Annotated in this window: 14 protein-coding genes and 2 tRNA genes; 11 read left to right on the top strand and 5 right to left on the bottom strand. The window is 65.1% G+C overall.

The genetic code is table 11. The features are described from left to right. Positions 1 to 24 precede the first annotated feature (24 nt). On the bottom strand, positions 25 to 786 hold the full coding sequence (gene radC / locus FJ948_RS02290) for a DNA repair protein RadC (RefSeq protein ID WP_140701586.1): 762 nt from the start codon (positions 784 to 786) through the stop codon (positions 25 to 27). Between the two features lie 249 nt (positions 787 to 1035). Here radC and FJ948_RS02285 point away from each other — a divergent pair, with 249 nt between their 5' ends. Next, entirely contained in the window at positions 1036 to 1419 is a 384-nt protein-coding gene (locus tag FJ948_RS02285) for a hypothetical protein (protein ID WP_140701585.1), read from the top strand. Between the two features lie 37 nt (positions 1420 to 1456). Here FJ948_RS02285 and map read toward each other — a convergent pair whose 3' ends face one another. Next, positions 1457 to 2284, bottom strand: a complete 828-nt coding sequence (map, locus tag FJ948_RS02280) for a type I methionyl aminopeptidase (RefSeq protein ID WP_140701584.1) — start codon at positions 2282 to 2284, stop codon at positions 1457 to 1459. Between the two features lie 427 nt (positions 2285 to 2711). On the opposite strand from map, the gene FJ948_RS02275 reads away from it, so the two are divergent. The 7 genes from FJ948_RS02275 to FJ948_RS02245 all read left to right on the top strand — a co-directional run bounded on the left by FJ948_RS02275 (position 2712) and on the right by FJ948_RS02245 (position 17443). After that, a complete protein-coding gene (locus tag FJ948_RS02275) occupies positions 2712 to 3008 on the top strand; it encodes a DUF982 domain-containing protein (RefSeq protein ID WP_140701583.1) in 297 nt (98 codons plus the stop codon). Positions 3009 to 3163: 155 nt separating this feature from the next. Beyond that, on the top strand, positions 3164 to 3439 hold the full coding sequence (locus FJ948_RS30480) for a DUF6074 family protein (RefSeq protein ID WP_318012760.1): 276 nt from the start codon (positions 3164 to 3166) through the stop codon (positions 3437 to 3439). 303 nt (positions 3440 to 3742) lie between these two features. Further along, the gene (locus FJ948_RS02265) at positions 3743 to 14776 is read left to right on the top strand and encodes a hypothetical protein (protein ID WP_140701581.1); all 11034 of its coding nucleotides are present in this window, start codon (positions 3743 to 3745) and stop codon (positions 14774 to 14776) included. Positions 14777 to 14971: 195 nt separating this feature from the next. Next, positions 14972 to 15047: transfer RNA gene (locus tag FJ948_RS02260), tRNA-Cys, on the top strand. 243 nt (positions 15048 to 15290) lie between these two features. Beyond that, positions 15291 to 16517 (top strand): pilus assembly protein TadG-related protein, encoded by a 1227-nt coding sequence (locus FJ948_RS02255; RefSeq protein ID WP_181173537.1) that lies wholly within the window; start codon positions 15291 to 15293, stop codon positions 16515 to 16517. Between the two features lie 4 nt (positions 16518 to 16521). Beyond that, positions 16522 to 16962 carry a TadE/TadG family type IV pilus assembly protein gene (locus FJ948_RS02250; RefSeq protein ID WP_181173536.1) on the top strand — a complete coding sequence of 147 codons (441 nt, stop codon included), beginning with the start codon at positions 16522 to 16524 and terminating at the stop codon, positions 16960 to 16962. Between the two features lie 127 nt (positions 16963 to 17089). After that, positions 17090 to 17443 (top strand): TadE/TadG family type IV pilus assembly protein, encoded by a 354-nt coding sequence (locus tag FJ948_RS02245; RefSeq protein ID WP_246677439.1) that lies wholly within the window; start codon positions 17090 to 17092, stop codon positions 17441 to 17443. A 112-nt stretch (positions 17444 to 17555) separates the two neighbouring features. Here the strand turns inward: FJ948_RS02245 and FJ948_RS02240 are convergent. The 3 genes from FJ948_RS02240 to phaC form a co-directional block, all read right to left on the bottom strand. Beyond that, positions 17556 to 17630: transfer RNA gene (locus FJ948_RS02240), tRNA-Glu, on the bottom strand. Positions 17631 to 17863: 233 nt separating this feature from the next. Beyond that, positions 17864 to 19117, bottom strand: a complete 1254-nt coding sequence (locus FJ948_RS02235) for a YcbK family protein (RefSeq protein ID WP_140701580.1) — start codon at positions 19115 to 19117, stop codon at positions 17864 to 17866. 215 nt (positions 19118 to 19332) lie between these two features. Next, positions 19333 to 21168, bottom strand: coding sequence for a class I poly(R)-hydroxyalkanoic acid synthase (phaC, locus tag FJ948_RS02230; protein WP_140701579.1), 1836 nt, complete (start codon positions 21166 to 21168; stop codon positions 19333 to 19335). A 98-nt stretch (positions 21169 to 21266) separates the two neighbouring features. Here phaC and FJ948_RS02225 point away from each other — a divergent pair, with 98 nt between their 5' ends. The 3 genes from FJ948_RS02225 (at position 21267) to FJ948_RS02215 (ending at position 24289) form a co-directional block, all read left to right on the top strand. After that, the gene (locus FJ948_RS02225) at positions 21267 to 21659 is read left to right on the top strand and encodes a hypothetical protein (protein ID WP_140701578.1); all 393 of its coding nucleotides are present in this window, start codon (positions 21267 to 21269) and stop codon (positions 21657 to 21659) included. A gap of 62 nt (positions 21660 to 21721) precedes the next feature. After that, on the top strand, positions 21722 to 22939 hold the full coding sequence (locus FJ948_RS02220) for an LL-diaminopimelate aminotransferase (RefSeq protein ID WP_140701577.1): 1218 nt from the start codon (positions 21722 to 21724) through the stop codon (positions 22937 to 22939). A 36-nt stretch (positions 22940 to 22975) separates the two neighbouring features. Then, positions 22976 to 24289 (top strand): homoserine dehydrogenase, encoded by a 1314-nt coding sequence (locus FJ948_RS02215; RefSeq protein WP_140701576.1) that lies wholly within the window; start codon positions 22976 to 22978, stop codon positions 24287 to 24289. Positions 24290 to 24357: the final 68 nt, after the last annotated feature.

The raw sequence follows: 24357 nt of genomic DNA, 5'->3' as shown, positions 1-24357 counted from the left end.
ACCCGCCGTGGCGGGACCCTGGATCTAGATCAGCAGCAGGCCCTTCATGCTGGCGTATCCTTTCCGCCCGATGATGATGTGGTCGTGCACGGAAATGCCCAGCCGCTTGGCGGCTTCGATGATCTCTTTCGTCATCTCGATATCGGCGCGCGACGGCGTCGGGTCGCCCGAGGGATGATTGTGGACCAGGATGATCGCTGTCGCCGACAGTTCGAGCGCGCGCTTGACCACCTCCCGGGGATAGACCGGCGTGTGATCGACCGTGCCTGTCTGCTGCACCTCGTCCGATATCAGTGCGTTCTTCTTGTCCAGGAACAGGATGCGGAACTGCTCGCGCGCCTCGAACGCCATGGCCGAGCGGCAATAGTCGAGAAGCTGCTGCCATGAGGCCAGGACCTCGCGGCCTTGAACCTCGCCGCGCGCCATGCGCTGTGCCGTTGCCGCAACCACCTTCAGGTCGAACGCCACCACCGGACCGATGCCCTTGATCTCCCGCAGAAGGCCAACGGGCGCGCCGAGCACTTCGGCCAAGGTGCCGAAGCGGGCCAGCAGCGCCTTGGCGACCGGTTTGGTGTCGGCGCGCGGGATCAGGCGGAAGAGCAGGAGTTCCAGAAGCTCATAGTCGGGCAAGGCATCCGGACCGGCCGACGCAAAGCGCTCGCGCAGACGATCGCGATGGCCGAGATAATGCGGCTTTTCGGCTGGGGCGGGCTTTGCCTTCGCGGCTTGCCGGACCGGCACTTCGGAGAAGAAACTCCGCTCGTCGTCGTCGCCTTGTCCCGCCATGTACCGCCCATATCCATCCCGCAGCCGAGCAATGACCGCTGATCCCCACGAAATACTAGGACGGCGGGCGGGGGCGGTCGAGGTCTTTTCGGCGCTGCCAATCAAGCAATAACCGTCAAGAGGCCGGGGCCGCTCCCAGTCGGCGGCAGGGAATGAGTAGCCTCCACCTTCGATACAATGTTGCGGCAATGGGGCACGTGCAAGCTCTCGGTGTCGTCACTGACAACGCCACATTAGGAGACAACCAAGATGCCCAGGCTCATTCGTATCCTGCTGTCCGCCAGGCTGCTTCTTGGCTTCGCCCCGGCAATGGCTGCCCCGATGATCGATGCCGGACCCGCCGTTAGCCGCCCGGATCAGCACTTTCCGATCCATGTCATCCAATGCGATGATCCCTGCACTGACGGCCGTTACAACGACGGGAGGCCGCATGATTGCCGCGAGATCCTGCGCATGCTGGATCACCGCGAGCGTTATCGGGAAAGGCACCGGAACTACGCGCGCGAACGCTACGATCCCTGCACGGATGGCAGGGTCAGCGATGGCCGTCCGCGCAGTTGCCGGGAAATAATGCGCTGGTTCCGAGACCAGGACGAGGACGAGGACTGGCGGCCACGCCAACACTGGAAATAGGCGCGAAACAGAACAGGCGATTGAGGGCCACGGGCTCCTAGGCTGGCAGGCCGGGGCGGTCGAGCTTTTTGGGCGACAGGGTGAAAATCTCGCAGCCGGTGTCGGTCACGCCGACCGTGTGCTCGTATTGCGCCGACAGCGAGCGATCGCGCGTCACCGCCGTCCAGCCATCCGACAGCACCTTCACATGCGGCCTGCCGAGATTGATCATCGGCTCGATTGTGAAGATCATGCCGGGGCGCATTTCCACGCCTTCATTGGCGCTGCCGTAGTGCAGGATGTTGGGCGCGTCGTGGAACAGCTGGCCGACGCCGTGACCGCAGAAATCGCGCACCACCGAGCAGCGCTCTGCTTCGGCGTAGGTCTGGATGGCAGCGCCGATGGCGCCGGTGCGCGCGCCCGGCCTGACCGCGGCGATGCCGCGCATCAGGCATTCATGGGTGACCTCGAGCAAGCGTTCGGCGGCGCGCTTGATCGTGCCGACCGGATACATGCGCGAGGAATCGCCGTGCCAGCCGTCGAGGATGTAGGTCACGTCGATGTTGACGATATCGCCATCCTTCAGCGGTTTGTTGTCGGGAATGCCGTGACAGACCACATGGTTGATCGAGGTGCAGGACGATTTCGTGTAGCCGCGATAGTTGAGCGTGGCCGGCAGTGCGCCGTGATCCATGCCGAACTCGAAGACGAAACGGTCGATCGTGTCGGTGGTGACGCCGGGACCGACCATCGGCGCCAGCTCGTCAAGGCAGCGCGCGGTGAGGTCGCATGCCTTGCGCATGCCGGCAAAGCCTTCCTCGCCATAGAGGCGGATCTGGCCGGTGTTTCTGAGCGGTGCCGTGGCGGCGTCGAGATAGGTGACCATTTTGTCCGTATAGAAGATGACGCGTCGCGGGAGTGCTGGCGCGAATATGCCACCAGATTTGGCACCTGGCGGCGAAAGGTTCAAGGAAGAACTGCCTGGTGCGGCTCCCGCCGCCCGGATATTCGCTTGCCGAACCCAACCGGAGCGCTCGTCCTTGGCGCGCTGTTCGCCTTGCCGTCGGCCTATGTCTTGCTGATGGTGGTGCCCATGGCCTTCGACGCGGAGACCGACCCGGCCAACCAGTAGTCGCTGCCTGGTGCGCCGGAAAGCCTTGCCGGGCCGGCTGCGCCGGCAGGGCTTTCCCTGGCCGGCTGCAGCAAAAGCGGCTGCTTCCGCAGTGACGACACATTTTCGTGGCACAAACGGATAAAGCAACTTTTGACGACGAACGGCGTTGCTTGGGCGACGCCAGTTCGGGAGATGTTGGATGGACAGATTGCAATTCGAGGTACCGGTGCGCATCGCACCAGGTTCCGGCTTGCCGGTCGAGGAAATCTACAGCGTCGAGCAGGCGCTCGATTTTCTGCAGGACTGGCCAGCGCGCCGGCAGGGCCCGGTGTATCAGAAAGCCTTCAATGCCTGTTTTGGCGCCACGGTGGACGTGGTCGAGACCGAAGACGCCTGCCGGGCGTTCATGGCGTTCTGCCGCGTCACCGGATTGATGGCCGGCGACATGATGGCGCCGCGTAAGCGCGGCGGCGAGGCGAGACCGCTGCAGGCCTGAGGCGGCTTCGAATCCCCGGGTGACCAGCTCATCTTCCACCGCGCATGACAATGTCACGCGCGGCGATGCTTCGGCTCGCCTCGTTAAGCTTCCGTTTCCACCTTCGCGGTTAGCCATTGCTTGTTCGGCAATGGTTGATTCGTTGCGTCAGTTTCATGGTTCGGAAGATGTCCCCAGAAAAAGTCCGTGCGTTCCCGATCGATCGTCAGCTATTCTTGGTCAGGGAAGTGGCCGCTACGCTCGGTAGTCTAAACGGCGAGAAGGCCACATCGTTCTGGAGGGCCAAGGCGGCGGAGCTGCTTGATCGGATCATAGGATCGGGCAGAGACAGGGCTACGGCCAGTGACGAAGTACGCAGGTTTTTCCTTGCTGTACAAAGAGAATTGTCGGCCGGGTCGGTTGCTGAACCGGCGCCAGTTCTTTCTGCTTGAAGCAGATTTTATTCCATAGTCTTGTGCTACTTCCCAACAATACGTAACCACCCGACGGTTGCTGCGATTTCTGTGTCTAAACGGCAACAGAGTATCTAAATTACCTCATATCTATTCTTGAGAATACCCGGCCGTGGCTGCGATCTGATAGGTTGCATTAGCAAGGGATGATTCGTTCCGGGTTGGGCGCGGGTCGGGGGGATGGCGATGGCTCTTCGGGAGAGTGCGGTCGGGTCGCGTGGTGTTTCAGCATGGCTGAAACCTCGATGTCTCGGTATTTCCGGCTTCGTGGCGGCAACTGCCGTGACCTTGGTCATGGCGGCGATGCTGTTCATTGGTCCGACCGGTTCCGCCAAGGCGGCTTGTGTTGCGGCCAGTGGCAATGTCGAGAACTGCACAGGCGCGCCAAATGCCGACATCAGCTATACCGCGCCAGGCGTCACGACGCTCAACGTCAATACGCTGACGATCGATCCCAGCCGGATATCGTTGACTGGGACAGGCGCTGCCCCCGCTGACCCAAGTGCGGGTGTGCAGCACTACACCTGCAGCAGCAATGATCCAGCGCGGTGCACGATCACGCCGGCGACGCCTGCCAGCAACGGGCATCCCGCTACCGCCGAGTCGTGCGCTGGGCCCGATTGCGTCGCGCCGCCCGCGACAGCGGCAGGTGGACCATCTGGCAATTCCGGTCCGACACTTACGGTCAACTACAACCAGCCTGCGGCCAGCACCAATACATCCGGCAGCGGCGCGGTGATCGCGAACGGCACCATCGGCGTGCTTGGGTCCTCAAGCGGCAGCCGCGGCGGCAATGGCAGCAATGGCTACGTCTTTTCCAACGGCGGCGACGGTCACGACGGCGCCGATGGCGGTAGTGTTACGGTCAACGTCACCGGAGCCGTCCAGACGAGCAACAATTGCGTATTGCCAACGGCATGTCCCAACGCGGGCATCGTTGCGAGCAGCGTTGCTGGCGATGGCGGCGACGGCGGCGACGCCAAGGGCATCTCGGGCAATGCCGGCGACGGTGGCTTGGGTGGCAGTGGTGGCACGGCTACGGCCAACTTCAATGGCGGCAGCGTCGAGACCTTCGGTAACTACTCCGCTGGTGTCGTCGCTATCAGCCAGGGCGGTCATGGCGGCAATGGCGGCGGTGGCGGCGGCCTGGTCTTCAACCCCGGCGGCGGCAGTCCGGCTGGCAGCGGCGGCAACGCCAACGTCTTCACCGGCGTCGGCACGACGATCGTCACCCACGGTATCTATTCGCATGGCATCGTCGCGCAATCGATCGGCGGCGGCGGCGGCGGCAGCGCCGGCGGTTTCGGCCTCTTCTCTTCTTCCGGCGGTAGCGGCGGCAATGGCGGCAATGGCGGCATCGTCCAGGTCACCAACAATGCCGCCATCACCACTTGGGGCAACAATTCGCAAGGCATCCTCGCCCAGACAATCGGCGGTGGCGGCGGCGACGGCGGTTCGAATTTCGGCCTGTTCGCCTCGGGTGGCAGCGGCAGTCTCGGCGGCAATGGCGGTCCGGCCAATGTCGTGACCGTCGGAGTCACCAATTCGGGCGCGATCGTCACCCACGGCCAGGAATCGAACGGCATCCTTGCCCAGTCGATCGGTGGCGGCGGCGGCAATGGCGGCAATTCGGGCGGTCTCGTGTCGCTAGGCGGCAACGGCGCCTCGACCACCAATGGCGGCATCGTCGAAGTGACGAACACCGCCGCCGGTTCCATCGACACCGACGGCAAGCAGTCGGCCGGCATCTTCGCGCAGTCTGTCGGTGGTGGTGGCGGCAATGGCGGTACGTCCGGCGGCCTGTTCTCTGCTGGCGGCAAGGGTGGCGCCGGCGGTAATGGCGCCCGCGTGACAGTCACCAATGCCGGTGATATCGAGACCGGCAAGAACGCGATCTTCGACAGCACGGCGGCGGTCAATTCGGCCGGCATCTTCGCGCAATCGGTCGGCGGCGGCGGCGGCAATGGCGGCGGCGCCTTCTCCGGCGGCCTCGGCTTCAGCGTGGCCCTTGGTGGCGCTGGCGGCAGCGGTGGTACGTCCGGCGCCGTCGAGGTGCTGCGGGACGCCAGCGACACCGCCTATTCCATCATCACCCATGGCGACCAGTCCGACGCTGTGTTCGCGCAGTCGATCGGTGGCGGTGGCGGCAATGGCGGCTTTGCGGTTTCGGGCGCGATCGGCCCCCTTGCCCTTGCCATGGGCGGAGCGGCCGGCAATGCCAGTGACGGCAACACGGTGACGGTGGAGACCGCCGGCTCGCTGACGACCTACGGCGACGGCTCGCGCGGCATCTTCGCGCAATCGATCGGTGGCACGGGTGGCAATGGCGGCGCGGCGATCGCGGTCGCGGTCAATGCCACGGGAACGTTCGCGGCGGCGATCGGCATCGGCGGCAATGGCGGGAAGGGCGGGGCATCGAAGCTCGTTACAGTGTCGAGCCTGAGCGACATTTCGACATCTGGCGACAATGCCGCCGGCCTCGTCGCGCAATCGGTCGGCGGCGGCGGTGGCAACGGTGGCTATTCGATCGGCGGTGCGATCGGCGGGATCGGTATCGCGGTCAACATCGGCGGCCAAGGCGCCGGTGGCGGTGCCGGTGCGGATGTCATCGTCGGCAGCTCCGGCTCGATCCATACCAAGGGCGAGAACTCGACCGGCATCCTGGCGCAATCGATCGGCGGTGGCGGCGGCAATGGCGGCTTTACGGTCTCGGCGGCAATTGGCGTCGGCGCGGCAAGCGTCGGCCTTGGCGGGGCCGGCGCCGACGGCAGCAACGCTGGTAACGTCATCGTCAACGCCGACGGCGCCAACCATGCGGTCACCATGGCCGCTTATGCCGGCACCTGGAACCTGGTCACCGAAGGCAAGAACGCCGTCGGCGTTCAGGCTGAAAGCATCGGCGGCGGCGGCGGCAATGGCGGCTTCTCCGGCAGTCTGACACTTGGCGGCGTGGCCGCCGTCGGCGTCAACCTTGGCGGCAAGGGCGGTGGCGGTGGCGATGCCGGCACGGCGACCGTCAACAATGGCAAGAAAGTCGGCAATGTCGTCACGCAAAACAGCATCCTGACCATCGACGACGGATCGACCGGCATCCTGGCGCAGTCGATCGGCGGCGGTGGCGGCAATGGCGGCTTTGCCGTGACGGTGAGTGGCTCTGGCTCCTACGAGGGCGCCGGCGGCGCGGCGGCGGTATCGATCGGCGGCAGCGGCGCCACGGGCGGCGTCGGCAAGGATGTTTTCGTCACCAGCTACGGCAACATCGCTACAAACGGCAAACAGGCTGACGGCATTCTGGCACAGTCGATCGGCGGCGGCGGCGGCAATGGCGGCTTCAGCGTCGCCGGCACGTTCACCACCGGCGCGTTCGGCGCCTCGGTGGCGATCGGCGGCAGCGGCGGCACCGGCCAGCTCGCCGGCGCGGTCACCGTGACCTCGACCGGCAACATCCAAACGCATGGCGACCAGTCGATCGGCATCATGGCTCAGTCTGTGGGCGGCGGCGGCGGCAATGGCGGCTTTGCCGGTTCCGGCGCGATCACGCTGCAGGGTGTGGCAGCAGCGGTCGGCCTCGGCGGCAATGGTGCCGGCGGCGGCAGCGCCAAGACGGTCAAGGTCACCTCGACCGGTAACATCACCACCTATGGCGACCAGTCGATCGGCATCCTGGCGCAGTCGGTGGGCGGCGGCGGCGGCAATGGCGGCTCGACCGTGTCGCTGGCTCTAGGTCTGGATGCGGGCATTGCCGTTGGCCTTGGCGGTAAGGGCGGCGCGGCGGGCGCCGGTCTCGACGTCACGGTCATATCGACCGGCAATATTTCGACTGGCGCAGGCTTCACAGCTGGAGACGTGCGCGGCACGGGTGCCGCCGGCATCCTGGCGCAGTCGGTTGGCGGCGGTGGAGGCAATGGCGGCTTTGCCGGATCGCTCGGCGGCGGCAAGTCGATCGCTATCGGCGTCTCGCTTGGCGGTAACGGCGCCGGCGGTGGCGCCGCCGACATCGTCAAGGTGACGAGTACCGGCAACATCTCGACGAATTTTGACAATTCCTCCGGCATCATCGCCCAATCGATCGGCGGCGGCGGCGGCAATGGCGGCTTTGCGGTCGCCGTCTCGGGCGCGATCGGCGATCCTGACGCGGCTACGGCGGCTGTCGCCATTGGCGGCAAGGGCGGCGTCGGCGGCATCGGCAAGGACGTGACGGTGACGAGCACCGGTACGATCACAACGACCGGCAAGTTCTCCAACGGCATCCTGGCGCAGTCGATCGGCGGCGGCGGCGGCAATGGCGGCTTTGCCATCGCGGGCTCGGCGACGACAGGCAATGCCGGCATCGGCGTCGGCGTCGGCGGCAAGGGCGCGACCGGCTCGACCGCCGGCAAGGTGGTCGTCAACAGCTACAGCCTCGTCGACGGCAACGGCCTGCCGGTGCTGCAGGCGCCACCATCAAACACCGTTTCGATCTGGACCCAGGGCGACAATTCTTCCGGCATCTTCGCACAGTCGGTGGGCGGCGGCGGCGGTTCGGGCGGCTTCGCCGGCAGCCTCGGCGTCGGCCTTGGCGGCGGCGGGCTGGGTGTCAGCATCGGCGGCGGCGCCGGATCAGGCTCGAATGCCGATACGGTCACCGTCACCAGCTACAACAACATCCTGACGCAAGGAAAAGATTCTTTCGGCATACTGGCGCAATCGGTGGGCGGCGGCGGCGGCAATGGCGGTTTCGCCATCGCGCTGTCAGGCAGCAACGCCATGGCAGCAAGCGTCGCGGTCGGCGGCTCCGGCTCGAGCGGCGGCGCCGCCGAGGCCGTCACCGTCACCAGTCATGGCAGCATCGAGACCGATGGCGACGGCTCGCATGCGATCTTCGCCCAATCGGTCGGCGGCGGCGGCGGCAATGGCGGTGGCGCCGTGGCCGGCACGCTGACCGGCCGGGGTGCGGGCAGCCTGGCCGTCGGGGTCGGCGGCTCGGGCGACAATGGCGGCGACGCCAAATCGGTAACGGTCACCTCGACCGGCGATCTCAGGACCGAAGGTTTGAAGGCCGACGGCATCCTGGCGCAGTCGATCGGCGGTGGCGGCGGCAATGGCGGGTTCTCGGGCGCGCTTGCGATCACCGCGGGTCAGGGCGCGGTGGGCGTCGGTGTCGGGGGTTCGGGCGCCGGCGGCGGCAATGCCGATACGGTCACCGTAACCTCGACCGGCAATATCGTTACCCTAAAGAACGGTTCGAACGGCATCCTGGCGCAATCGGTGGGCGGCGGCGGCGGCAATGGCGGCGCGGCGGTGACCATCGCCGGCTCCGCGCAGCAGGCGGCCGCGGCCGTTTCTGTCGGCGGCAGCGGCGCCAAGGGCGGCACTTCCAAACTGGTAACCGTCAACAATACCGGCACGATCGACACGACCGGCGACAAGGCGAACGGCATCCTGGCGCAGTCCATCGGCGGCGGCGGCGGCACAGGTGGTTTTGCCATTTCCGGGGAGATGGTCGTCGACGGCGCCGGCGGCGCCGCTGTCAGCGTCGGCGGCAACGGTGGCACCGGCCAGGATGGCGGTGCCGTCATCGTCAACAGCAATGTCGGCACCACCCTCGCCGACAACAACGCAACTGTCCACACCGTGGGCGGCGATTCCAACGGCATCTTCGCGCAGTCGGTCGGCGGCGGTGGTGGCGATGGCGGTTTCTCGGGCGCCATCTCAGTCACCGGCCAGAATGCCAAGGCCGCGATCGCCGTGTCGGTCGGCGGTTCAGGTGCGGGCTCCGGCGACGGCAAGACCGTCAATGTCACTTCGGTCGATAACATCCTGACCGAAGGCAACGGCGCGAACGGCATCCTGGCACAGTCGGTCGGCGGTGGCGGTGGCAATGGCGGCTTCTCCTTTGCCGCGACCATCAAGGGCTCGCTCGGCAAGAACCCGGGCAAAAACGGCGCGGTTTCGGTATCGCTCGGTGGCGGGGCCGGTTCCGGCGGCGATGCCGAGAAGGTCACGGTCGATTCAACCGGCATCATCCAGACCGGCGGCGACAAGGCCTTTGGCGTGCTGGCGCAGTCGGTCGGCGGCGGCGGCGGCACTGGCGGGCTCAGCGTGGCGGCGGCTCTCAACCTCGGTGAGGGCGGCAACCAGATCACCGCCGCGGTCGGCGGCGAGGGCGGTGGCGGCGGTACGGGCGGCGAGGTGCTGCTGACGCGGCACGGCTCGACCGTCACAACCGGCGACCAGTCCGTCGGCCTCTTCGCACAGTCGGTCGGCGGCAGCGGCGGCAATGGCGGCATGGCGATCTCCGGCGTGATTGCCGGCACCGACGCCAAGACCTTGTCGGCCAGCGTCGGCGGCTTCGGCGGCGCCGGTACCAACAGCGGCAAGGTGACGATCGACAATACGGGTGCGATCTCGACCTATGGCATCGAATCCCATGCCATCCAGGCACAGTCGATCGGCGGCGGCGGCGGCAATGGCGGCATGGCCGTCTCGGCCGTGATCGGCTCGCTGGGCACGGGAACCAATTTCAACGCCGGCGTCACGGTCGGCGGCTTCGGCGGAGACGCCGGTTTTGCCGGCGACGTTTTCGTGACCAATCACGGCCTGTTGCAGACCGGCCTGCTCGCGGCGGGCCAGACCACGACCAATGGCGATGGCGCTTACGGCATCTTCGCGCAGTCGGTCGGCGGCGGCGGCGGTTCCGGCGGCAACGCCATCACCGGCGTGCTCGGCCTCAACGGCAACAATGCGGGCACGCAGGTCAACGTCAGTGTCGCGGTCGGCGGCGCGGCCGGCGACGGCAACAAGGGCGGCAACGTCACCATCAGGCAGTATGGCGGCATCGAAACCAGCGGCGTGGGCGCTTTCGGCATTCTGGCGCAATCGATCGGCGGCGGCGGCGGCACCGGCGGCCGCGCCAATTCGATCTCGCTGCAGCTTGGCGCGAAATGCACCCTTCCGAAAGTCTGCGAACCGGCCGGCGGCAAGCCGAACTGGAATCTTCAGGGCGTCGTCGGCGGTGCCGGTGGAACCGGCAACGACGCCGAGACCGTCGACGTCGGCAATTATGATTTCATCACCACCCATGGCGACAAGTCGTCCGGCATCGTCGCACAATCGATCGGCGGCGGCGGCGGCATCGGTGGCGACGCTTATGTGGGAACGGGTGGCCTCTTCGCGATACCTTACGTGCCGGTCGATCCGACGCTGCTGCTGAAGCCGCTCGGCACCAGCAGCCTGACCAGGTCCGGCACGGTCGCCATTGGCGGCAACGGCGCTGGCGGCGGCAATGGCGGAACCGTCATCGTTGCCAATGAAAGCGTGATCACCACCTTCGGCACCAAGTCGGATGGCATTCATGCGCAGTCGATCGGCGGCGGCGGCGGCGATGGCGGCGACGGCCAGGCCGGCGCGCTCGGCACCGTCGGTATCGGGGGCCAGGGCAAGGCCGCCGGCAATGGCGGCTCGGTCACCGTGACCAACGGCAAGACCGACCTCAGCCAGGCCGGCACGGCCATCATCGAGACGCACGGCACGTCGCCAACCCCTCCGGCCGAAGGCGCCCCGAGCGCCGATCCCGAGCAGGGCTATTCCGCCGGCATCTTCGCGCAGTCGGTCGGCGGCGGCGGCGGCACCGGCGGCGGCGCCGGCGGCCTGCTGTCGCTCGGAGGTTCCGGGAAAGCCGGTGGTATAGGCGGCCACGTCACGGTCAACAATTATGGCGGCATCCTTACGCATGCCGATGATTCCGTTGGCGTTTTCGCGCAATCTATCGGCGGCGGCGGCGGCGCCGGCGGCTCGCTCGGCATCAGTGCGATCGCCGTCGGCGGCTCCGGCGGCTCAAGTGGCAATGGCGGACAAGTGGATGTCATCAACGACGCCATGATCGAGACGCACGGCATCGATTCCTACGCCATCCAGGCGCAGTCGGTGGGCGGCGGCGGCGGTTCGGGCGGCGGCAAGAATGGCGGCATCACCGGCTCGATCCCGGCCTTGATCGCGATCGGCGGCGCCGGCGGCTCGTCCGGCATCGGCGGCATCGTCACCGTCACCAACAACAACAGCCTGCACACTTATGGCGCGGGTGCTGATGGTATCAACGCGCAGTCGATCGGCGGCGGCGGCGGTTCGGGCGGCCGCGCGATCGGCTTCATCGCCGTTGGCGGCAAGGGCGGCGATGTTGGCAACGGGACCATGGCCGGCAGCAATGGCGGCGGCGGCGCGGTCACGGTCAACAACAATGCCAATGGCACGATCACGGTCGAGGGCATCGGCGCGCATGGCATCTTCGCGCAATCGGTCGGCGCCGGTGGCGGCTCGGGCGGCGGCGGTATCGGCGCCAGCATCGTGCCGACTTCGGTCGGCGTCGGCGGCGATGGCGGCAGTTCGGGTGACGGCGGTGTCGTCACCGTCAACAACCACGGCGACATCACGACCGTGTCTGCTTCCTCGGTGGCGATCTTCGCCGAATCGATCGGCGGCGGTGGCGGCAACGGCGCCATGAGCATTGCCGCGGCGCTCAGCCCTGGCGCCTTGACATTCGGCATCGGCGGCGACGGTGGTGCCAGCGGCAAGGGCGGCGACGTCAACGTCACCAATTTCAGCGACGGCTTCATCCACACCCAGGGCTTTGGCTCGACCGGCATCATGGCGCAGTCGGTTGGCGGCGGCGGCGGCAATGGCGGGGCGACCTACTCGGTGGCCGGCGGCGTTCCCGGCTTCTCGCTGGCGCTGGGCGGCAAGGGTTCCGCCGGCGGCGACGGCGGCGTGGTCACCGTCGTCAACAACGGCCAGATGCAGCTCGACGGCGACAATTCGGTCGCGATCTTCGCGCAGTCGGTCGGCGGTGGCGGCGGCAGCGGCGGCACCGCGATCGCGGCGACCATCGGCCCGCCGGTGTTCATCGGCGGCGACAGCGGCGCGACCGGCAAGGGCGGCGATGTCACCGTCACCAACACCGGCGTGATCGTGTTGAAGGGCAATGGCTCGGTCGGCATTTTCGCGCAGTCGGTCGGCGGTGGCGGCGGCGTGATGACCGCCGGCACCGATGGCATCATCGAGGCTGTCAATGGCGGCAGCGGCGATGGCGGCAAGGTGACGATCAACAGCAATGTCGCCATGCTGATCACCGGCGACAATTCGGTGGGCGTCTTCGGCCAGAGTGTCGGCGGCGGCGGCGGCGTTGGTGGGTTCTCCGGTAATTTCCTCGGCCTCGACCAGGCACCGGCTGCAACCAGCCTGATGGTGAGCCCGTTCTCGACGCCGGCACCGCAAGGGTTCATGGGCAGCGCCGGCGGCGCCGGTGTGGGCGGCGACGTCACGTTCGAGCAGACCGCCAACCTCTATGTCACCGGCAAGAACTCATCCGCGCTGATGGAGCAGAGCTCCGGCGGCGGCAGCGACATCGCCGACAATGGCGACATCAACGTCACCATCGCCAAGGACGTGATGATCATCGGCGGCTCGGGCACCGGCGCCGGCGTCAGCTACCTGGACGGCAGGGACAATGTGCTGACCAACAACGGCTTCGTCGGCGCGGTCACCGGGGCCGACGGTTGCATCCCCGGGGTCGACGCGGGCTGCGAGCGCAAGATCGACGGCTATGCCATGCTCGGCGGCGTCGGCAACGACACCTACAACAATTTCAAGGACACGATGGGCTCGATTGCCCTCGGCGGTGGCCAGAATGCCTTCAACAACGAGAAGGACGCCATTTACCGGATGGGCGACACCGTCGACCTCGGCGGGACCGGCCAGTTCAGCAATGACGGCTATGTCGCGCCGGGCGACCTCGACCATGTCCTGACGACTTACGTCACGGGGAACTGGACGCAGTCGGGGATCGGCACCTACCTGCTCGACCTCGATCTCGACCCGCAAGCCGATCAGATCAACATCACCGGCACGGCAGACCTCGATGGCAAGGTCAATCTCAACATCATGGAACCAGGTGCCGCGAAGCCAGGCACCGAGGAGTACCTGATCCTGCATGCCGATGGCGGCATCACCGACAGCGGGCTCGTGCTCGACTCGATCCCCAGCGCGGTCGCTCTGTACAAGCTGGTGTATGAGGGCCTCGACGATCTCTATCTCAATGTCGATATCAACTTCGCCCGCACCGGCCTGACCGAAAACCAGACCTCGGTCGGCCGGGCCGTCAACGCCATCCAGACGGATCTGACCTCGCCGGCCTTCGAGAAGATCGCCGCTGCGCTGTTCTATATCCCGACGCTCGATCAGCTTGGCGCTGTCTACGACTCGATCTCGGGCGAGGGTGTTTCTGGCTTCGAGCAGCCGCAGTTCGACGCCTATGACACATTCATGGCCTCGATGAACCGGCAGGCGAATTTCTGGCGCACCGGGCTCGGCACCGATCCAACGGATTATTCCCTCAAGCCGCAGGCCTATGACGAGCCGGCGGCGAAGAAGAAGGATCCGTTCAAAGCCATGCAGCCGGACGAACGGCGCTGGAGCTACTGGGCAACGGCCGGCGGCAACGCCGGTGACCTCGGCGGCGATGCCGTCGTTGGCAGTGCCGAAAATGTCTACAGGGGTGGCAGCTTCGCGGCGGGTCTGGAGTCCACCGGCGACTCCGACATGGTGATGGGCTTTGCGCTGGGCGGCGCGGCGGCGTCCTTCGCCGTCGACGACCGCCAGACCTCCGGCAACATCATCGGCGCCCAGGCCGGCGCCTATGTCGCGCGCAAATGGGATCAGTTCTACATCAATGGCGGACTGGCCTTCGGCCTCTACAACAACAATGTCCATCGGGCGACCTCGGTACCCGGCTCGGACACACCGCTCGATCCCGTGCCCGCGATCACGACGGAGAACTGGCGCAGCAATTTCCTGAGCGCCGGTTTTGGCACCAATGTGGAGGCCGGCTGGCGCCAGCAAGTGGGCCAGGGCGCGATCACGCCGTTCGCCGCGCTCCAGTTCTCGTTCCTGTCCATGGATGCCTTCGACGAGACGTCGCTTGGCGGCGGCGCGCTGGGGCTCAGTTTCAACCAGCGCGTCATCACCTCGCTGCCGGTCTCGCTCGGCTTGCAACTCGACACGACGATCGCCGCAGGCGGTGACCGGTCGCTACAGGCCTGGGGTCGTGCGGCATGGGTGCACGAGTTCGAACCCGACCGCTCGGTCAAGCCGAGCTTCCAGGCGGCGCCCGGCTATTCCTTCGTGATTCAGGGCGCCGCGGCGGCCGAGGACGCGGTCGCCGTCAATGCCGGCCTGAAGATGAACTGGAACAGCAACACCTCGATGTTTGCCACTTTCGACGGCAAATTCGGCGACGGCGTGCAGACCTATGGCGGCAATGTCGGCTTCAAGGTGAACTGGTAGGATAGCGACGGAAAAGAGAAGCCAGCAAGGGCGTGCAGCCCTTGTGGAGCCAGATGCAATTCACGTCCGGCAAGCGAGTCCTGCATGACATGTATCTGCCGTTTGACGGGCTCTTTTCCACAATCGGGAGTTGCTGAAAGTTTTACCCACGACATCAAGAGACTTTAAACTTCTGCCCGATAGCAAAGCACGTATGGCCTCGTGGCGGAGCGGCTACGCTAGAGACTGCAAATCTCGGAAGCCTCGGTTCGATTCCGGGGCGAGGCCTCCAAAATTCCGAAGCGGATAGGCAGGTGGATCGGGCGGGGCTGGACGCCCATCCCCGGCCTATTCTGGCATTGCGCCAAGCGGCTTCACGCGCGCTTTGCCGCTCGGGTGGAGTGATCCTGCCCACGAAGATGTCAGCATGCGACGATCGGCCAAGACGCTGTTTGAAGCCAATGGCGCCTGCGAGCACAAATGAACCGAACTTTTTAGCCGTTCGTTCATATATGCATGCTTTCTAATTTAAGTTATGGCTTTCAATTGCGTCACCCGATTTTGGCTCGCGGCGACCGGCATATGCCGGAGCAGAAATGCAAACGTTGCCACCATCTTCGCCCTCAGCCTGCCGATCGTCGTGGGTGCGGCGGGTTTCGGCGTGGAGACGTCCTACTGGTACTATAACAGCCTGAGACTGCAGGCCACGGCCGATGCCGCGGCTTATGCCGGCGCGCTAGAGCAGATCTCTGGTTCCGACAAGCCAACGGTCATCGCGGCGGCAACACAGTCGGCCGCGACGAACGGGCTTGGCGCGGGCACGATCGTCGTCAACACGCCGCCGGCGTCCGGGCCGAACACGGCGAAGAAAGCTGTCGAGGTCATCGTCAAGCAGAACCTCGACCGCGTGTTCACGGCGATCTTCACGCAGACTCAGGTTCCCGAACGGGCGAGGGCGGTGGCCCTCATCACCAATGCCTCGAAGGCCTGCATGACCGCGCTCGATCCGACCGCTTCGCAGGCCGCACTGTTTTCCGGCAACACCGCGGTGAAGGTCACCGGTTGCGTGATAATGTCCAATTCGATCGCGCCGGACGCCATCAAGCTACAGGGCTCGGCGAGCCTCCAGGTCGATTGCCTGATATCGGCGGGCGGTGTCTCTCTCAGCAACCCCGTCACGACCATCTGCGCGGCGCCGATCACGCAGGCGCTGCCTGTCGCCGATCCATTTGCCGACCTGCCGACCCCGGCGGCATCGAATCCCTGCCAGAATGACAACAAGGCGACGCTGAGCCCAGGCACCTATTGCAACGGCATGTCGCTGAAGGGCAATGTCACCCTCTCGCCCGGCGTCTATGTCGTTCAGGGCGATCTCAAGATTAACGCCAACGCGGCCATTGTCGGCAGCGGTGTGACCATCTTCATGTCGGGCAGTTCGACCGTCGGCATGAATGGCACCGCCTCCGTGAAGCTCAGCGCACCGACCTCCGGTGCCTATTCCGGTGTGCTGTTCTACGGCGACAGGACCGGCAACAGCGCGTCCAGCACATTCAACGGCACGGCGGATTCGCTGCTGACCGGAGCCATCTACTTCCCCAGGCAGCAAGTGAGTTATCTCGGCAATTTCTCGGGCAACATCGGCTGCACCCAGGTCGTCGCCAATACGATTCAATGGTCCGGCAGCACAACCATCAACCAGGATTGCACGAGTCTCGGAATGCGCGACATTCCGGCGGCGCAGTCCGTGGCGCTGGTCGAGTAGCCCTGTGAAACGCCGATCGGTGCCGATCCTGAGCGATAGAGCGGGCGTTGCGGCGGTCGAGTTCGCGATGGTTCTGCCCTTCCTGTGCGTGGCGCTGCTCGGCATCATCGATGGCTGGTCTTACATGACGAGCTCGCTGTCGATGCGCGCCGGCGTCAAAACCGCCGCGAACCTGATCATGGCGGGATCGACCAATGATACGGCGACCCAGGGCGTGGCCATTTCGAGCTGGGAGAAGCGACCGCCGGATGGCCAGGTCACGCTAAGCCGGATTTACAAGTGCGGGACGACGGTGGTCGATGCTTCCACCTTGTGCAGCGGGCCGAAGGCGCCATCGGTCTATGTCCAGATTCAGGCATCGGCGACCTGGGTGCCGCCCTTCGCCTTCGGTGTCTTCTCCAGTTCCAGCGTCATCGGCCATCTGGAGGTGATCCGTGTCCGCTAAAGCAATCCCGGGAAAAGCGCGCAGCGGTTTTCCGTCCGGAATTGCGTCAAAACAGGTATCTTCAGGACGTCGTCAACGGCCTGCTCGAGCTAACGCATTCAGGCGGGATCAGGCGGGTGGGGCCGGGTTGGAATTCGCGCTCATCGCGCCTTTTCTCGTCATGCTGTTGTTCGGCATCTTCGCCTTCGGCTGGTCGATGAACGCCGTCTCCAGCGTTCGCTATACGCTCGAGACATCGTCACGATCACTGCAACTTCAAAATACGTTGACCCAGGCCGACATCCAATCGATCGCGACGCAGAAACTGCAGGCGCTGGGCCTGAAGGATGTGAACGTCACGATCGCCATCGATCCGGCAAGCGGCGGCTTTCGCATGGCGCACCTGACCGCGACCTACGCCTTCGTCATCGATTTTCCCTACTTCAGCGCCTTTCCGATCAACTACGCGACAACCGTCACCGTGCCGCTGGTTGGCAGTTAGGTCAGGCGTGGGCTTTTGCGGTCAGGTGACGCAAGCCCGGCCCGATTCTCGGGCGACATGGCCAAGCATCGGACGTGGGAAAAAAGGTTCTCGGCAAAGTGCTTGAAAAGCCTGGTACGCCCAAGGGGAATCGAACCCCTGTTACCGCCGTGAAAGGGCGGTGTCCTAACCGCTAGACGATGGGCGCGCTCAGACGAAGCGGCTTATACTGACGTTGTGCGCAACCGGCAACCCGTCAGGTGCCGCCTTGGACAACTTTTTTCCAACCTGACAAATCAGCGATTTCACGAGGGGCGGCAGGGCTTGGCGATTTGTGGTGACGTCAGTTGCTTCGTCACGGAGCTCCGCTCCTGCTCCGCCCGTTGGATAACGAAGTTGGCCGCCCTTAGCCGACAGGCTTTCGGTCCGCCAAATCAGCCGCTAGCCGTCGCCACCGCCGCTGCGCCGGCGGCAGCGCCAGTTCCAGTCGCGCTCGGGGCCGACGTCGACATGGACCGATTCGGTGTGGCAATAGGTTCCGACGCCGCCGCGGCCGGGCATGGTCCTGATGTAGTTCGCCAGCTCCCATTTGGAGACGCCGGGCACCTGGATGTCGGCGGCGGCGCAGTACATGTGCAGCGAATTCTTGGCACCGTTGGCGCGGCGGTTGCGGGCCGGGTCGCGATAGCCCGAGGTCACCATCATCTTGCGGCCGTAGTGGCCTTCGATCGTCTTCAGCACACGCACCAGCGACGGCTTCAGGCAGGCGACGTCCACGCTCTCATTCTGCTTCAAGAGGCCGTTGGGCGCCAGGCGGGCCATGCCGGCGGCGGACGCGACCTGATAGCTGCCGCCCGAGCCTTCGTCCTCGTTGAGGTCGACGTCGCTTTCGTCGTCGAGGCCGGATTTGCGCTTGATCTCGAACAGGGCCGTCTGGCGCACGCCAGGCAAGGCGTCGCTGCCCGTGATGTGACCGGCATCGTCACCGCCGGTCGAAGCCAGTTGTATCGGCTTTGCCGTGGAATCGGCCGAGGCCAATGTGATGATCGGCTTTGCCGCCGCCGGGGCAGGCTTGGCCTGCACGACCGGCTGTTCGCCAGATCGTGTGTTGACCAGCGGGGCAGGCGTCGCCGAAGCCGGGGTGGCACCGAACATCGATGCCAGGAAGCCTTTTTTCCTCGGGGCGTCGGCTTGCGGCGCCTCGCCAGCGGTCACATAGACGGGGTTGTTCATCACCGGTGCGGCTGCCGGCCTCGGTGCGATCGCGGCGGCATCCGCGGCGGCGATCTTCTGGGCAACCGCGTCGGTCTGCTGCGCCGTCTGTACTGGTTGTTGCAAGGCCTGCGGCGTCTGTCCCACGATCGTTTCAGCGCCGGCCGGCGTGGTGAGCGGGAAGACAGCCTGCGGCTTGGCCATCGGCACGTAGGCAACCTTTTCGGGGAGCGCCGTGTCGGCTTCGCTCATCACGGTCGTCTGCTCTGTCGCCACCTGCGACGACGAATCGGCGGCGGCGAGCGGCTTGCCGGTGGAGGCGGCGTTCATGTTCGACGCGGAAGCATTGTAGCCGGGCATTCCAACCGACATTGTCGGGTCGCCAGCCGATGTGCAGGAGGCCAGGAGCATCGAGCAGAGCGCTGCCACAATGGCGCGGCGTTCTCCCTTTGCGAGGCTCCATCCTGCTGATTTCAAACTCAAATTCCCCCTCGATGTCCGGTCGGTATGTCCGAGACGCTGACCAGTATGTCCGCGTCAGGCTGACCATTGTCTCCGATCCGGAAACGAGACCTGTGTCAAATCAGCAAGCCTGTAAGTATTTTTGCAGCGACTGCCGAATTGCGGCTGCTTGATGGTTGACGACACCATTTCGCCCGCTTTTACGGGTCCGTCAACTCACCACACATTACAGTCCGTTACACACGCACCCTGACATAGGTCCCGGGAGCATCGCCCAAGGTTTTCATATGCTTGCCGGGTTTGCGGGCAGGGACGCGGGTGTTGTCCTTGGCCTCTATCCAGCTTTGCCAGTGCGGCCACCAGGATCCGGGATGGTCCTGGGCGCTGGCTATCCACTGGTCGAAGTCGCCTTTCGGCGGGCCGCCGGTCCAGTACTGGTATTTGTTGGATGCGGGCGGATTGACGACGCCCGCTATATGGCCCGATCCCGCCATCACATACTCGACCGAGCCGCCGAAATATTTCGAGCCGAGGAAGACGGACAGCGCCGGCGCGATGTGATCTTCCCGGGAGGCGAGATTGTAGACCGGAATGGTGACATCGCCGAGCGAGACCGTGTGGCCCGCCAGCTCCATCGTGCCGCGCGAGAGGTTGTTCTCGAGATAGCAGTTGCGCAGGTAGAAGGAATGGTTGGCCGCCGCCATGCGGGTCGAATCGGCGTTCCAGTAGAGCAGGTCGAAGGGCAGTGGATCCTTGCCGCGCATGTAGTTGTTGACGACATAGGGCCAGATCAGGTCGCCCGAGCGCAGCATGTTGAAGGCGGTGGCCATCTTGGTGCCGTCGAGATAGCCCTTTTCGTTCATCGACTTTTCCACCGCCGCGACCTGTTCCTCGTCGACGAACACTTTCAGATCGCCGGCATAGGTGAAGTCGACCTGGGTGGTGAAGAAGGTCGCCGACTTGATGCGGTCGTCGCCTTCCCTGGTCATCAGCGCCAATGCCGCCGCCAGCAGCGTGCCGCCGACGCAGTAGCCGATCGCGTTGACGTCGCGTTCGCCGATCGCCTTCTCGATCGTGTCGAGGCCGTATTGCAGGCCCTCCCTGATATAGGCTTCCCAGTTCTTGGCGCCGTGGCGCTCGTCCGGATTGATCCAGGAGATGACGAAAACGGTGTGGCCTTGCTCGATCGCCCATCGGATGAAGGATTTCTGCGGGTTGAGGTCGAGGATGTAGAACTTGTTGATCCAGGGCGGGCAGATCAGCAGCGGGCGCTTCAGCACCGTCTCGGTCGCCGCATCATACTGGATGATCTCGGCGACATCGCTGCGGCCGACCACCTTGCCGGGCGTGGTGGCGATGTTCCTGCCGATCTCAAAGGGCGAATAGTCCGCCTGGCGCAATTTCAGGTCGCCCTTGCCGGCGGCGATGTCCTCGGCCAGCATCTTCATGCCGCGCACCAGGTTTTCGCCGTTGGAGGCGACGGTTTCGCGAAACAGTTCGGGATTGGTCAGGATGAAATTGGACGGCGAGATGGCGTTCGATACCTGCTTGACGTAGAAGCTCGCCTTGTGGCGGGTGTGCTCGTCCAGGCCTTCGGCATGGTCGACCAGCTCGGACGCCCAGCGCGAGGTGACGAGATAGGCCTGCTTGAGGAAATCGAAGAAGGCGTTGCGGCCCCATTCCGGATCCTGGAAACGCTTGTCGCCGCGCTCCGGTTTGACGGCATCGTCGGGCCCTTCGGCGTTGGGGCTGACGCGCTGGATGGCATTTGCCCAAACCGTCATATAGCCGGCGAACAGCCTTGTCTGCGCCTCGAGCGCGCGCTGCGGATCGGCAAGCCAGTATTCCGAGAGCTTGGAGAAGGTCTTGACCATGTCGACGACCGGCTCGGCGACATGGTCGCGGACCTCACCTTTTTCGCGCGGTTCGGCCCAGGCGGAGGCAGCTTTGCCGGCCTGCTCGATCATCCGCGCCATGTTCAGCGCGAAGCGTTCCGGATCCTTCACCAGATATTGCTCGACCGTCGAAGGTCCGCCATCTTCCGCTTTGCCCGAATCGGGTGTTTTGGACATGGTTCGCGGGGTTCCTCCGGAAGCGTTTTCTTGACATATTAACATGGGACATCCGACAGGGTCCAATCTCGCTCTACCCCGGCTGCCAAGGAAACAATATGACGAATAAGTTTGGCGAGACTGTTTTTTTCGGTGCCGGCCATTTTTGCCGCATCGGCGCGGCGATCATGTTCGTGGCCATTGCCGGATGTTCGAGCACGAATACCAGTGGCCCGGTGCCGATGGCCTCGGACGCCGGCCCGAAGGACACCGGCACCTTTCCGAACCTGAACATCCCGCCGAAAGTGGCGGCGAAACAATTCACCGAGGCCGAGAAGAACGCCAAGCTCGCCCAGTTGAAGGCCGACGAGAACGGGCAGGGCGCCAAGGGCGGCGGCGCGGCCGTCACCAACCAGGCGGCGTTGACCGATCTCGCCAAGAAACACGGTCCGCAGACGCTGAAGCAGATCGAAGGCAAATGCGACCCCACCCTCGACCCTACCTGCAAATGAGTATATAGCGCGCGCCCAATGCCCTAACATATCCGGGGCTCCCTTTGCTGTCTGGAACCGCCATGGAAGAATTTCACAAGGTCCGCCGGCTTCCGCCCTACGTGTTCGAGCAGGTCAACCGGCTCAAGGCCAGCGCCCGTTCGCGCGGCGCCGACATCGTCGACCTCGGCATGGGCAATCCGGACCTGCCGACGCCGAAGGCCATCGTCGACAAATTGTGCGAGGTCGTGCGCGACCCGCGCACGCACCGCTATTCCTCGTCGCGCGGCATTCCAGGCCTGCGCCGCGCCCAGGCAAACTACTATGCCCGCCGCTTCGGCGTGAAGCTCAACCCCGATACGCAGGTGGTGGCCACGCTTGGCTCGAAGGAAGGCTTCGCCAACATGGCGCAGGCGATCACCGCGCCCGGCGATGTCATCCTGTGCCCCAATCCGACCTATCCGATCCACGCCTTCGGCTTCATCATGTCGGGCGGCGTCATCCGTTCGCTGCAGGTCGAGCCCGATGACGGCTTCATTCCGGCGCTCGAGCGCGGTGTCCGCCACTCGATTCCGAAGCCGCTGGCGCTGATCCTCAACTATCCGTCGAACCCGACGGCACTGGTGGCCTCGCTCGATTTCTACAAGGACGTCGTCGCCTTCGCCAAGAAGAACGACATCATCATCCTGTCCGACCTTGCCTATTCGGAGATCTATTTCGACGGCAATCCGCCGCCTTCCGTGCTGCAGGTTCCGGGCGCCATGGATGTCTGCGTCGAGTTCACCTCGATGTCCAAGACCTTTTCCATGCCCGGCTGGCGCATGGGCTTCGCCGTCGGCAACGAGCGGCTGATCTCGGCGCTGACCCGGGTCAAATCCTATCTCGACTACGGCGCCTTCACCCCGATCCAGGTGGCCGCCGCCCATGCGCTCAATGGCGACGGCGCCGATATCGCCGAGGTGCGCGACATCTATCACAAGCGCCGCGACGTGATGGTCGATGCCTTCGGCCGCGCCGGATGGGCCATCCCGGCCCCGGCCGCCTCGATGTTCGCCTGGGCGCCGATCCCGGAGCCGTTCCGGCATCTGGGATCGCTCGAATTCTCCAAGCTGCTCATCGAGCATGCCGACGTGGCGGTGGCGCCGGGTGTCGGTTTCGGCGAGCATGGCGACGATTTCGTGCGCATGGCACTGGTCGAGAACGAGCACCGGATCCGCCAGGCGGCGCGCAACATCAAGCGCTTCCTGTCGACCAGCGCCAAGCAGCCCAACAATGTGGTGCCGCTTTCCGCCCACCGGTAAATACAATTCGATCTGATTTGAGGGACGCCGCCTTCCATGGCTGAAGCACTGCGTGTTGGAATTGCCGGACTTGGCACGGTCGGTGCCTCGGTGGCGCGCGTGCTGCGCGACAAGGCGACGGAACTGACCCGCCAATGTGGGCGAGACATCGTCGTGGCCGCGGTGTCGGCGCGCGACCGGAAACGCGACCGTGGCGTCGATCTCGGCGCCGCGATTTGGTTCGACGATCCGGTGAAGATGGCGCAGACCGCCGAGATCGACGTGTTCGTCGAGCTGATCGGCGGCGACGAGGGACCGGCGCGGGCTTCGGTGAAGGCCGCGCTCGAAGCCGGCCGCCATGTCGTCACCGCCAACAAGGCGCTGCTTGCCAAGCATGGCGTGACGCTTGCCGAGATCGCCGAGAAGAAGGGCGTGCTGCTCAACTACGAGGCAGCGGTGGCCGGCGGCATTCCCGTCATCAAGACGATGCGCGAAGCGATGGCCGGGAACTCGGTCACCCGCGTGTTCGGCATTCTCAACGGCACCTGCAATTATATCCTGACCCGCATGGAGGCCGAGGGCGTCTCTTTCGATGTCGTGCTGAAGGACGCGCAGCGGCTGGGTTACGCCGAAGCCGATCCGACCTTCGACATCGAGGGCCATGACACCGCGCACAAGCTGTCGATCCTGACCAGCCTTGCCTTCGGCACCAGGATCGCTGCCAACGACATCTACATGGAAGGCATTTCCAACATCACCCAGGCCGACATTCGCGCGGCCGGCGATCTCGGCTACCGGATCAAGCTGCTCGGCGTCGCCCAGCGTACCGAAAGCGGTATCGAGCAGCGCGTGCACCCGACCATGGTGCCGACGGCTTCCGTCATCGCGCAGGTGCATGGCGTTACCAATGCGGTGGCGATCGAGACCGATATTCTGGGCGAACTGCTGCTCTCTGGCCCAGGTGCGGGCGGCAATGCCACAGCTTCGGCGGTCATCGGCGACGTCGCCGACATCGCCAAGAGCCGACCCGGTTTCCAGCACGGTCCGGTCTTCGGCCGTCCGGCGAAGGAGTTGAAGCCCTACAAGAAGGCGCAGATGCGCAGCCATGCCGGCGGTTACTTCATCAGGCTGACCGTGCATGACCGCATCGGCGTCTTCGCGGCAATCGCCAAGCGCATGGCCGACAACGACATTTCGCTGGAATCGATCGTCCAGCACGCGGTCAGCGGCGAGGCGGCGGCGCAGAAGACGGTGATCCTCGTCACCCACGAGACGACCGAGGCCGCCGTGCGCAAGGCCGTCGACGGCATCACCAAGGACGGCCATCTGACCGACAAGCCGCAGGTCATCCGCATCGAACGGGCGGGGTAGCCAACAGTCCCGTTGCCACCCGGCATGGTCGACGGCGGCTTTCGTTTTCGATGAGGGCCGCTACCGGA

Source organism: Mesorhizobium sp. B2-3-12, from assembly GCF_006442205.1.
Taxonomy (GTDB): domain Bacteria; phylum Pseudomonadota; class Alphaproteobacteria; order Rhizobiales; family Rhizobiaceae; genus Mesorhizobium.
This window is presented reverse-complemented; position numbering and strand designations above follow the sequence as displayed.

What these genes read in the sequence shown, in the direction of transcription:
- radC (WP_140701586.1), bottom strand. Translation starts at nt 786, where the DNA reads ATGGCGGGACAAGGCGACGACGACGAGCGGAGTTTCTTCTCCGAAGTG.
- FJ948_RS02285 (WP_140701585.1), top strand. Translation starts at nt 1,036, where the DNA reads ATGCCCAGGCTCATTCGTATCCTGCTGTCCGCCAGGCTGCTTCTTGGC.
- map (WP_140701584.1), bottom strand. Translation starts at nt 2,284, where the DNA reads ATGGTCACCTATCTCGACGCCGCCACGGCACCGCTCAGAAACACCGGC.
- FJ948_RS02275 (WP_140701583.1), top strand. Translation starts at nt 2,712, where the DNA reads ATGGACAGATTGCAATTCGAGGTACCGGTGCGCATCGCACCAGGTTCC.
- FJ948_RS30480 (WP_318012760.1), top strand. Translation starts at nt 3,164, where the DNA reads ATGGTTCGGAAGATGTCCCCAGAAAAAGTCCGTGCGTTCCCGATCGAT.
- FJ948_RS02255 (WP_181173537.1), top strand. Translation starts at nt 15,291, where the DNA reads ATGGCTTTCAATTGCGTCACCCGATTTTGGCTCGCGGCGACCGGCATA.
- phaC (WP_140701579.1), bottom strand. Translation starts at nt 21,168, where the DNA reads ATGTCCAAAACACCCGATTCGGGCAAAGCGGAAGATGGCGGACCTTCG.
- FJ948_RS02225 (WP_140701578.1), top strand. Translation starts at nt 21,267, where the DNA reads ATGACGAATAAGTTTGGCGAGACTGTTTTTTTCGGTGCCGGCCATTTT.
- FJ948_RS02220 (WP_140701577.1), top strand. Translation starts at nt 21,722, where the DNA reads ATGGAAGAATTTCACAAGGTCCGCCGGCTTCCGCCCTACGTGTTCGAG.
- FJ948_RS02215 (WP_140701576.1), top strand. Translation starts at nt 22,976, where the DNA reads ATGGCTGAAGCACTGCGTGTTGGAATTGCCGGACTTGGCACGGTCGGT.